This window comes from Hymenobacter saemangeumensis, from assembly GCF_039541835.1.
GTDB classification, from domain to species: Bacteria; Bacteroidota; Bacteroidia; order Cytophagales; family Hymenobacteraceae; genus Hymenobacter; species Hymenobacter saemangeumensis.
Genome location: NZ_BAABGZ010000022.1, coordinates 16,714 through 27,740, shown reverse-complemented (window position 1 = coordinate 27,740; position 11,027 = coordinate 16,714). Strand labels below are relative to the sequence as shown.

The following is an 11,027-nucleotide window of genomic DNA, read 5'->3' as shown; positions in this document are numbered from 1 at the left end:
AGGCATTCATTACCTCGTCTTTGCCTGCTTGATGCTTGTTAAAGCCAATCAGAGCAACCTACTAAGTCATTAACACGCTCTAGTCTGGGCCTGGCCCGCCCTGCCGGCTCGGATTCCCTCACACTTCGGCGCGGATGGTATTGATGGCTACGTCGGGCGCAACGACGTGTGGCTGCTTACCACCGCTTTGCCCCTGGGCGTGTACTTGCTCATGGCCGCCTTGCCCCGGCTCGACCCACGCCGGCGTCTGGATGGCAGCAACCGCAGCCTGCACAAGCTGACACTGCTGCTGGTGGGCTGCCTGAGTGGCTTAGCATGCTACTCACTGTACCTGGCCCAGCACCCGGGCCTGCTGCCTGGCCGTGAGCTACACGTGGGCCTGGCGCTGTTTGTCGCCCTGCTGGGAAATTACCTAACCACAGTACAACCCAACTATTTCCTGGGGGTACGCACTCCCTGGACGCTGCAGAGTGACCAGGTTTGGACGCAGACCCACCGTCTCACTGGCTGGCTGCTTTTTGGGGTAGGCCTGGCTTCTGTGCTGCTGGCGCTGCTTGGCCCCGAGGAGTGGTTTCAGCCGGTGTTTCTAGGCCTGGTGCTGGGAATAGTGCTGCTGTCGCTGGGCTATTCATATTGGGCCTACCAGCAGCAAATAAAGAAGCTGCAGCTCTAGCTCGTTTGCATAATAGAAAGGCCGTACCAGCTACATGGTGCGGCTTTTCCACTTTTGCAGCCTTGGGATTAGAGCCAGAACTGCACAAGGTGTGCAAGTAAAGTAAGGAAGAGGCTGCGCCAATAAGTGCTACACGAAGGCACTCGTAAGGAGCCTGCTAAGAGGAGACAGAAAAAACACAGCCCCGCCGGCTCAAAAGCCAGCGGGGCCACAAAGGGTGAAACCATAAGGATGCCGCGCCGGCTTAGTTCAGCCACACGTCGGCCACGCGCTCGAAGCGGTGGGCGGCGAAGGCGCCGTAGGGCCGCTCGGCGTAGAAGCCCAGCACCTTTACCTGAGGCTGGCCGGTGTGCGCGTGGAGCAGCACCCGTACGGGATACACCGTACCGGCTGTGGGCCAGTCGCCGATATAGTCGGCCGGGCGTTGGGTGTCGTTCACGCAGCGGGCATACTGCTGCACCGGAAGCGGGGTGGGAAGCTTGATGTTCGACATGTCCAAAGATACAAAATTTACGGCAGACTAAAAATATTGGCTGTTAAAAAATCTTGGCCTTTTAGAATAAAAATTGCCTGTAATGCTCATAATGGCATAACTATCCCACTGGGAGCTTTACGTACGAATTGGCGGTGGGATTGGATTGTGCCGTGTTCGTAAATCTTTCTACTAAAAATATTGGTAATTAACGTTGCCAATCCCTTTACCAAGTTTTGTGGTTGAGCGGCCTCGGCACCGCCGGGCAGGCCCAGCTGAAGTTATGTGCTGGCTCGGCGACCGGGCTGCAGCGCAGCCAGCAGCACCGGGCAGCCATGGACAATATCAACAGCCGGTTTGACCGGCAGACGGTGCAGCTGACAGTTGTTGCATCGTTCACATCTGAGCCGGGTGGAATGGCCAGGCTGCTTATAAGTTGCCAGGCGTTACCACCTGCTGGGCAGCTGTGAACCATTTAAGCCAGCCAAGCCAATGCTTCGGCCCTGATGTAAAAACAAAAAGCCGTTGCCCGGGAAAGGCAACGGCTTTTTAGAGGAATGCTGGTCGGCCTTAGCGGGCGAGCACCACTTTTTGCTGGTAGGTACCAACTGGGGTGGGAATGCGCAGCACGTACACGCCAGGCGCTACGCTGCCCAGGTCGAGCCGGGCTTCTTGCTGGCGGGCTGCCAGCGTCCAGGTACGCACCGGGCGGCCCATCAGGTCAAGCAGGGTAGCCTGGGTAGCGGCTGCGGGCAGGGCCACCGTGAGCAGCTCGCGGGTAGGGTTGGGGTATACTTCCAGCGGCAGAGTAGCTGCGGCGCTGCGGGTGCTGGAAACGTTCGGGTTGGTGAGGCGGGCCAGACCAATGCGCGTTTGACCAGCAACCGTGCGGAAGCTGCCAAACACGATGATTTTGTTATCGGCAGGCTGCAGCACGAAGCTGCTGGATACGTCGTCTCCCACAAAAATGCCCAATGGGATGGCCACCGCCGCAAATGAGTTGTCCGGGCTGCCATTGGCGTTTAGGCGCACCAGGGCGTTGGTGCCCCGGTTGCCTGCAATGGCCAGGATGCGCCCATCGGGCTGTACTACCCGAAACGAGTAATTGTCAGTTAGGCCGTTGAAAGTGTTGTCTATGGCGCCGTTCACCCCAAGCCGTACGGCGCCAAACGGCGTAGCCTGCCCGTTGAAGGAGGTGAGACCACCGCTGAGCAGCAGCTTGCCATCAGGCTGCATAAGCACGCTGAAGAAGTCGTTCGGCCCGGCGCCCGTGCCCACGGAAAAGGTGTTGTCCAGGGTGCCATCGGCATTCAGGCGGGCCAGCAGGTTGCCGGGCAGCGCCCCCGTGCCGCTTTCCGTGTAGCGAATTACAATTTTGCCGGTAGGCTGCACCACGGCGTTGACGACAACACGGGGCGCCGTGCCGGCCGGCGGGTTAAACTGCGTGTCAACGGTTCCGTTGGTGTTCAGCCGCACGATGCCGTTGCGGGTTGCGTTGCCATAAGAGGTGAAATTGCCGTACACCAGGACCCGTCCGTCGGGCTGCACGGTCAGGTTTTGGAACGGCGCGATGCTTGGCGCAGCCGCGCTAAACAGCAGGCTCGCAAAGGAATTGTCGACTGCCCCGGAAGGCAATATGCGCTGCAAAGCGGACTGTTGCACGCCTCCCGTCAGCGTCGACACTAACGCGTAAAACGTGCCATCGGGCTGGGCACCGTACACCGAGCTAGCCGTCGTGGTGTAGGTTGGGTCGAGGCTGCCATTGGCGTTGATGCGGCGCACGGAGGCGTCAAAGCCAGGCGCCACTACGCCATTAAATTCCGTGAAATTACCGCTTACCAGCAGCTGTCCATTGGCCAGGGGGGCTGCAAAGTTGATAAAACCCCGCTCGCTGGCCGTGAAGGTGAAAACCGGGTCGTTGGCGCCGGTGGCCGTAAGCCGCACCAGGCCGGTTTTTGCGTTACCGTCAAACTGCGAGAAATCTCCCGCGGCCAGCACTTGGCCGGCCGCGGTTTGCGCCAGCGAAAACACCGAGGCACCGGTATTGGTGCCCACACCCATGTTGAAGCCAGCGTCGGGGGTACCGGTGCTGAGCACCCGTACAATGCCGTTGCGCGCTTGCCCGCTGTACTGGGTGAACTGGCCTCCCACCACCACACTGCCGTTGGCCTGTACCAGCAGGGTCAGTACCTGCTGGTTGGCGCCGGTGGCCGTGTTGAAGGTCGGGTCCAGCTGGCCGCTGGTCATCAGCCGGGCCAGGCGCACCGCCGGCTGCCCGTTGAAATTGGTGAAGGCGCCACCAATCAGAATTTTGCCATCCGGCTGTTGGGCCAGAGCGCGCACGGACTGGTCGGGCCCGGTGCCCGGCGTAAAGCTGCCGTCCAGGCTGCCCGTGGGGTTGAGGCGCACCAGGTGGTTGGCGGGCTGGCCGTTGAAGCTGCTAAACGAGCCGCCAACCAGAATCCTGCCGTCGGCTTGCACCAGCACGCTCCACACAATGCCCACGCCGGTTGCCGCGGTGGCCCCAGCTCCTACGTTAAAAGTTGCATCGGCCGTACCGTTGGGGTTGAGGCGCACAATGCCGGGGTTGGTCATGCCGCCCAGGTTCGTTACGCTGCCCACCAGAATTTTACCGTCGGCTTGCAGGGCCAGGCTGGTTACCTGCCGGGCTGAGCTGATGCCTGACGGCATAAAGGTAGGGTCGAGGGTGCCGTTGGCATTCAATCGGGCCACGTTCTGCATGGGAACGCCATTGTAGGCAGCAAAGCCGCCGCCAATGATGATTTTGCCGTCGGCCTGCAGCGCCAGAGCGGCAATGAAGCCATTGGCACCTGCGCCGGAGGTAAAGCTGGCATCCGTGCTGCCGTCGGCATTCAGGCGCTGGATTTTGCCGGCCAGGGTGCCATTCGCAAAGTCGAAGGAGCCGGCAGTCAGTACTTTGCCATCAGGCTGCACCAGCAGCGCACGGGGCGTATTCTGGCGGCTTACCGGCGCAATGGTTCTCAGAACTGTGGGTTGAAAGGCCGGGTCCAGGGCCTGTGCCTGTAGCTTGGCCAGGCTGCTAAATGCCAGAAGCAAAAGCGTAAGCAAGGAAGTAAACTGGTGTGTCATTATTCTTGTCAAATGAAAATGGAGGTATGAGGGTGTTATAATGGAAATCCAGGCGTGAATATAGGGTCGTTCGCCCTCCGGGGTGTGTGGCGGGCAGATAGCAGCGTTGCTGATAGCAATTCCACCCAAGCCCCCGCATGGCAGAAGCAACTCTCCAAACGGCGCCATCTGGGCCAGGCAATTGCCACAAATAGAAGGGGGCCTACCCTCCCGGGCAGGCCCCCTTTCCGACACATCATCTGCAGAACCGCTACGAGGCAGCTCCCGCTAAATGCAAGCGTGCTACCCCGGTTTCCTTTGCCGGTGTCCGCTTCCTGGGCAAGAGCAGGCCGGCCGCGTTTACCTAAGCACCACGGCCCGCGTCAGCGTGGCCTGGCTGCCCAGCGCCTTCAGCGTATACAGGCCAGGTGCCAAGCCAGTCAGGTCCATACTTACCTGGCTGCCATTTAAGGTACGACGCAGCACTACCTGGCCCAGGGTATTGAGCACCTGCACCTCGTACAGCCCAAACCGGGCGGGTAAGTCTACACGTAGCTGTCCACTGGTAGGGTTGGGGAATACGTTGAAGCCCGCCGCGGCCTCGGCTTTCCGGCTGGGCAAAAGGGTGGCGTACGTCAGCGTAGCAGCATCGGCCGCAGCCTGCAGCTGCGTGAGAGTAGGCGCAGCCAGCACGGCGAAGGCCACGGTGATGGAGTCGCCGGGAGCGAGTCGGGCCAGGCGGGTGCCCACTACCTGCGACACATCGGCGCCATTGGGCAGGCCGGCCGTACGCTGGGCGCGGGCGGTGCCGCTGCTCAGGGTCAGAAACTTCTCGGCGGGCGAGAAGCCATCGGCCAGGCGCACGGGGCTGCCGGCGGGCGCGCCGTTGTTGATGGAATAAATGGAAGGGTCACCTCCACGCAGAAGCTGCACGCCAGCGTACACGGCGGGCTGGCTCAGGTTATAGGAATAGCCCAGGCGGCGCACGCTGTCCCAGTTCGCCACGTTGCGCCCGCCCCCGTCGCTGTTGGGCAAGTCCCAGTCGGTGAAAATGCCGGCATACAAGGGTTTCAGGGTGTCGGCCGTCATGTTCTTGAGGTTGTACTCCAGCACCACGAAGTTGCGGCGGCCGGGCGTGGCCCAGCTGTAGCCGCGCTGCCGTACCCGCACGCCCACGGAGCGAATGCGCGAGCCAGCCACCGGAATAGTGTCCTGGAACACGCTCCGGGCTTCCTGGTCGGCCCGGGGACCGGGCTGCTGGTGGGTGGCCTGCTGCACCCGGAAAAACGACTGCCGCGAGTTGGCTCCGCTGCTGCGAATGCGGTCCGACACCCGGGTGGGCGTAGTGGCCAGCATCAGGCCGCCCTCGCTCAGCAGCGGCGCCCCATCCTGGTAGCTCACGCCGGCCCCGATGCTGCCCTGCAGGTTGTCGTAAGCCAGGTTGCCGCGGCTGGTGATGGTAACGGCCAGGTCGCCGGCATCGAGCACTACGTAGTCGGGGTTGAGCAGCACTTCCGTAAACTGGTCGGCCTGGTAGCCGCCGGCTGCCGTGATGCGGTAGCGCAGGGTAGCCACGGTGTTGATGGGGACGCCGGCGGTTGCCACCGCCAGGCGGAAAGGCAGGGTCCGGTTCGTAGCCCGGGCCAGGGTGGCCAGGCTGCCAATGGCGAAGCTGCCCCGCCGCACCAGCAGGTGGGGCGAGAGCGAGCTGACTTCAACCGTGACGCCGGTCAGGGGCTGGAGCAGGTTTTGCACGTCCACGGTTAGGCGCAGGGTATCGCCGGGGGCGTAGGCCAGGCGGTTGGGGGCGAAGGTGCTGCTCATCACCCGTGCTTCCCGCAGGTTGGTCTGGGTGAGGGCCTTCAGCACGTTGAGGCGGCCCGTGCCCAGCTTGTCGCGAAACGCCGCGTTGGCCGGCAGGGCGTAGATGTCGTCGGTGGTCTGCCGGAGCTGGGCGCGCACCTGGGCGGCGGTGTAGGTGGGGAAGCGGTGCCGCACCAGGGCCGCCGCGCCAGCCACCATGGGGGCCGCAAACGAGGTGCCGCCCACGGCGGTGTAGTCGTTGTCGGCCGGGCCTCCGCCGTTGGCGGCATGGTAGCCGAAGGTGGTAAGAATGCTGGTGCCGGGTGCCACCAGGTCGACGCGGTAGTTGAAGGTGGCGGCGCCCACCTTGGCATCGGTGCTGTTCACCCCCGACACCGACAGCACGTGGTCGTAGGAGGCAGGGTAGAAGCGCAGGTCGGCGTTGGTGTTGCCGGCGGCGGCCACCAGCACGGCGTCAAGGTTCACGGCCGCGTAGGTGATGGCGTCCTGCTCCAGGCGGGAGTAGCCCCCCACGGCCCCCCAGGCCATTACAATGACCTTACAGCCGTGGTCGGCGGCGTACACAATGGCTTCGATACCGGCGAAAGTGCCCGTCGGGGTGTTGGGGTAGATGTTCAGGGGCATGAACTTGGTGTTGTGGCCCACGCCAGCCAGCCCGATGCCGTTGCCGGGGCGGGCAATGGCCACGCCCGATACCAGCGAGCCGTGCACGATGCCTATGTCGTAGCCCGCGTCGTTGTCGTTGTTGGCCAGGTCCCAGCCGGTGAAGTTGTCCACGTAGCCGTCGTCGTCGTTGTCGATGCCGTCGATGGGGTCGGCGTAGTTGTGCTTAATCTGGGGCGCGATGTCGAGGTGGGTGAGGCGCACGCCGCCGTCGGTGATGCCAATCACGACGGTGGTATCGCCGCGGGTAACGTCCCAGGCCCGATAGGCCTTGATTTGCTTGAGGTAGTACTGCCCGGCCGTCAGGCTGGTGATGGTGGAGTCGGCCAGCGGGTCGTTGGGCTGGTACATGGGCTGGCGCACATAAAGCGGCTCTACATACTCCACGGCGCCGGTGCGCAGCAGCACGGCCCGGGCGCGGTCCAGCTCCAGGGCCGGGGGCACATCGCACTGGTAGATGCCGCGCAGGTCCACGCTGCCCGGGCGCTCGGGGCTAGGCGCCTGGGCCCGCGGAAACTTCTGAAACAGCCCGGTGGCGCCCAGGGTACGCAGGGCCTGCTCTACCGCCGCCGGGTTGCGGCCGGGCTTGAGGCGAAATGCCAGCTTACCCGCCTCGGGGTAGGCGTTCCAGGTGTGGCCGATGCCGGGGCCGGCCAGGGAAAGCAGCGGCAAGAATATAAATAGTCCCAGCCAGAGCAAGGACAGAAGCTGTACGGATTTTTTCATGGGTGGGAAGCCTAAGCGCTTGGGTAAGGTAAATATACAGCCCCGCACGTACGGGTTTAGCGGGGCTCGGCAAAGAAGGCGATAGTATGGCTGAAACGTGCAAATTGAGCGGTAGGATGTGAGCAGTGGCGGTTTCTTTAGAGGGCACTCTGCGGCTTCAGCAGATGTTGACGGAGGGTGAGTGGCCGGAGCAGGGCGGTAAGGGCGTTCATATTTTCGCTGCCCCGGGCCAGCGCATGACAGTCAGGCAGCATCTTATTCCAGGCCAAACGGTATAGCCTGCCTGGTAGCAGCGCCGGCAAAAGCGCCGTAACTTGCGGCGTTCCCTCCCCAACCTTCATTCTTCACCAAGAAAAGATGATTGACAAGCACCAGGCCACCCTCGACGCAGCCGTGCAGGCCCTGCACGGACGCACGTTCTTCGCGGCCTTTCCCGAAAATCCTTCTCCTGAAATCTACGGCGCCGATGCCGACGCCCAGGGCCGTGCCGCCTTTGCCGCCATGCGCGACAAGCAGTTCACCGAGCTGCTGCAGGGCGAGCCCCAGGCCTGGGTAGGGCAGGAGGAGTCGCCCTACGAGCAGCAGCCGCTGGGCATCAAGTACCCGTTCTACGAGCCCGACGCGCTGATTGCCAACGCGCAGAGCGCATTCGCCGAGTGGCGCCGGCAAAAGCCGGCCCTGCGTGCCGCCCTGCTCACCGAAGCACTCGAAGGAGTGAAGAGCCGCTTTTTCGACATCGCCTACGCCACCATGCACACCACGGGGCAGGCCTTCCTGATGTCGTTCCAGGCCAGCGGCCCCCACGCCGCCGACCGCGCCCTCGAAGCCATTGCCGCCGGCTACGAGGAGCAAACCCGCTTCCCTGAAGAAACCCGCTGGGAAAAGCCCATGGGCAAGTACAACCTGGCGCTGAACAAAACTTGGCGCGCCGTGCCCAAGGGACTGGCCCTGGTTATTGGCTGCTCCACGTTCCCCACCTGGAACACGGTGCCCGGCATGTTCGCCTCGCTCGTAACCGGCAACCCCACCATCATCAAGCCCCACCCCAAGGCGGTGCTGCCCATCGCCATCGTGGTGGCCGAAGTGCAGAAAGTGCTGGCCGAGCACGGCCTGAGCCCCTACATCTGCCAGCTGGCCGTGGATGCAGATGACCGACTCATCACCAAGGATTTGGCCGAGAACCCGGCCATCAAGCTCATCGACTACACCGGTAGCTCGCAGTTTGGCGAGTACATCGAAGGCCTGAAGGGCAAGACGGTGTTTACCGAGAAAACCGGTGTCAACAGCATCATCCTCGACAGCTGCGACGACCTTGACAAGGTGGCCCAGAACCTGGCTTTCTCCGTCAGCCTCTACTCGGGGCAGATGTGCACGGCGCCCCAGAACTTCTTCATCCCGGAAAGCGGCGTGAAGGTGGGCGACACCCAGGTGCCTTACGAGGAGGTAGTACAGAAGCTGGCGGCTGCCGTGACCGGCCTGGCCACCAACCCCAAGGCAGCCCCGCACGTGTTCGGGGCCATTCAGAACCCGGCTACCCACGACCGGGTGAAGCAGCTGGCCTTCGATGGCGGCCGCAGCATCCTGGCCCACGGCACCGTCGACAACCCCATGTTTCAGAATGCCCGCACCTGCTCGCCCAGCATTCACGAGGTAGATGCCAGCCGGGTAGAGCAGTTTAGTCAGGAGCTGTTCGGTCCCATTATGCTGGTTATCAAAACCAAAGATACCAACGAGAGCATCCGCCTGGCTGCCCAGCTGGCCAGCGAGCACGGCGCCATCAGCTGCGGTGCCTACACCACCGACCCGGAGGTGAAGGAGCACATCATGGACGAGATGAGTATGGCCGGTACGCCCGTTAGCTTCAACCTCACCGGTGGCATCTACGTGAACCAGAACGCCGGCTTCTCCGATTTCCACGTTACCGGGGGCAACCCTGCCGGCAACGCCTCCTTCACCAACCCCGAGTTTGTGGTGAAGCGCTTTACCTGGGTAGGCTTCCGCGAGCCGGCTTAATTTTCAGTGAGCAGTTAACAGTGAGCAATGAACAACGATGTTCCTTTTGCCCACTGTTAACTGCTCATTGTCAATTGCTGATTAAACAGCAAGGCCCGACTTCTTTGGAAGTCGGGCCTTGCTGTTTTTAGTGGCCTTTGGCAAATTTCCAGTCAGGATTAGCGCGGGCTGTTTTGAATTTTTCAAGCTTGCGGGGAGCAAAGTCTATGGTTGGCGGCTCGGTACGACGACGGAACTGAGCGCGGGAGTTTTTGCCTTTGCTGGATTCCGAGTTGTGTACGAAGTGCTTTTTCTTAGGCTTGACGTCGCGGGCCTGAGATTTTCTAGGCTTGTTGTCCCGGGCCTGAGCCAGGTCCACGGAGGCTACCATAAACAGCAGCATCAGCAGAAGGGAAAATATCTTTTTCATGGCGATGAGTTCGAAGGGAAGGAGTTGAGACGGACCAGTTTAAGGAGCCGCCGTCTAAAGGCTCTTTAGTCTTCAAACGCAGGTGCCATGTCGCAGGTTGCGAATAGATTCGCTTTAAGTGCAAAAAATTATAAGATATTTCTCAAATCCTCACGCAGGCCATCAATGCCCCGTTTTATTTGCCCCCAAACCCCTGGCTCAGAGCCATCAGCTGGGGTAGGGGCCTGGCCCAGCTGCTCGGCCAGCAGGGCGCGCTTGGTTTCCAGGGCGGCGGCATGCTCCTGATAAGTGTTAGGCGAGCCGGCGGCAGTGGCATGGGCCCGGTTGTGCAGGGTTTTGATTTTGGCGTCCAGCTCGTCGAGGGCCTGGCGGAGCTCAGATTCGGACAGTTGTGGGGCGCGCTGGTGGGCAGGAGGTGGGGTGCTGGGCATTGGAATGCAGTTAACAGTGAGCAGTTATCAGTTGGCAATGTACGCTTGGAGGCGTTTGCGGTTCGCTTTTACACGTGTGCCCACGGATACACTGGTAGTGGCCCTTCCTAGCTCACGTAACAGCATCTGCTAACTGCTCACTGTTAACTGCTAAATGACCTGGGTAGCCCGGCTTCACGGGCCAGCGGCGCGGCACCCGACTGCCACAGGGCCGCCAGCACGGCGTTGGCGGTGTCGGCCAGCTCCAGGTGGTAGTCTTCGTGCAGCTTGGCGGCTTGCTTCAGCGCCTCGTGGGTGCGCTTGGTGAGGTGTTGCAGCAGGGGCTGGGTAGGGCCATGCAGGCGTGCGGTAATGGCCGACTGATGCTGAAATACATTAGCCAATAGGCGCAGGCTCAGCTCAATCTCGCCAAAGGTGTCGTCGGTGATTTTGCTATGGTAGGCCAGCCGGGCCTGCAGCTGGCGCAGGATGAGCAGCAGGTCGTTGGGCGTCTGGTGGTAGCCGCGCACGGGGTCATCTACCTGTTGGCGCAGCACCTGCCGGCGCACTTCCAGGGCATCGGGCCCTTCGAGCAGGCGAAACGCCAGCTGCTCGGTCAGCACCGCGTCTTGGGCTACGAGGCGGCAGAGAAGCTGGTCTTTTTCCTTTTGCGGGAGTTGGAGCAGGGCTTTTCGTAGTTCGGGGGTGAGGGCGGGCATTGGAGTAAACCCAGCGGAATGGGCCGGA

Annotated in this window: 8 protein-coding genes and 1 pseudogene; 3 read left to right on the top strand and 6 right to left on the bottom strand. The window is 62.0% G+C overall.

Annotation, left to right across the window (positions count from 1 at the left end; all coding sequences use genetic code 11):
• Nucleotides 1-91: 91 nt before the first annotated feature.
• Nucleotides 92-166, top strand: a pseudogene (locus ABD919_RS23975) (DUF1648 domain-containing protein); the annotation flags it as partial.
• Nucleotides 167-673, top strand: a complete 507-nt coding sequence (locus ABD919_RS11080; protein ID WP_345236073.1) for an SdpI family protein — start codon at nt 167-169, stop codon at nt 671-673. It abuts the pseudogene before it with no gap.
• 244 nt (nt 674-917) lie between these two features.
• Here ABD919_RS11080 and ABD919_RS11075 read toward each other — a convergent pair whose 3' ends face one another.
• The 3 genes from ABD919_RS11075 to ABD919_RS11065 all read right to left on the bottom strand — a co-directional run bounded on the left by ABD919_RS11075 (nt 918) and on the right by ABD919_RS11065 (nt 7,448).
• Nucleotides 918-1,166: a hypothetical protein gene (locus tag ABD919_RS11075; protein ID WP_345236072.1), complete on the bottom strand. Its 249-nt coding sequence runs from the start codon at nt 1,164-1,166 to the stop codon at nt 918-920.
• 549 nt (nt 1,167-1,715) lie between these two features.
• Nucleotides 1,716-4,223 carry a T9SS type A sorting domain-containing protein gene (locus ABD919_RS11070; RefSeq protein ID WP_345236071.1) on the bottom strand — a complete coding sequence of 836 codons (2,508 nt, stop codon included), beginning with the start codon at nt 4,221-4,223 and terminating at the stop codon, nt 1,716-1,718.
• Nucleotides 4,224-4,595: 372 nt separating this feature from the next.
• On the bottom strand, nt 4,596-7,448 hold the full coding sequence (locus ABD919_RS11065) for a S8 family serine peptidase (RefSeq protein WP_345236070.1): 2,853 nt from the start codon (nt 7,446-7,448) through the stop codon (nt 4,596-4,598).
• A gap of 357 nt (nt 7,449-7,805) precedes the next feature.
• Here ABD919_RS11065 and paaN point away from each other — a divergent pair, with 357 nt between their 5' ends.
• The gene (gene paaN, locus ABD919_RS11060; protein WP_345236069.1) at nt 7,806-9,461 is read left to right on the top strand and encodes a phenylacetic acid degradation protein PaaN; all 1,656 of its coding nucleotides are present in this window, start codon (nt 7,806-7,808) and stop codon (nt 9,459-9,461) included.
• A gap of 127 nt (nt 9,462-9,588) precedes the next feature.
• On the opposite strand, the gene ABD919_RS11055 is transcribed toward paaN, so the two are convergent.
• From ABD919_RS11055 to ABD919_RS11045, 3 genes are all read right to left on the bottom strand, one after another.
• Nucleotides 9,589-9,870, bottom strand: coding sequence for a hypothetical protein (locus ABD919_RS11055; protein ID WP_345236068.1), 282 nt, complete (start codon nt 9,868-9,870; stop codon nt 9,589-9,591).
• Nucleotides 9,871-9,998: 128 nt separating this feature from the next.
• Nucleotides 9,999-10,301, bottom strand: coding sequence for a hypothetical protein (locus ABD919_RS11050; protein ID WP_345236067.1), 303 nt, complete (start codon nt 10,299-10,301; stop codon nt 9,999-10,001).
• A gap of 143 nt (nt 10,302-10,444) precedes the next feature.
• Nucleotides 10,445-10,999: a hypothetical protein gene (locus tag ABD919_RS11045; RefSeq protein WP_345236066.1), complete on the bottom strand. Its 555-nt coding sequence runs from the start codon at nt 10,997-10,999 to the stop codon at nt 10,445-10,447.
• Nucleotides 11,000-11,027: the final 28 nt, after the last annotated feature.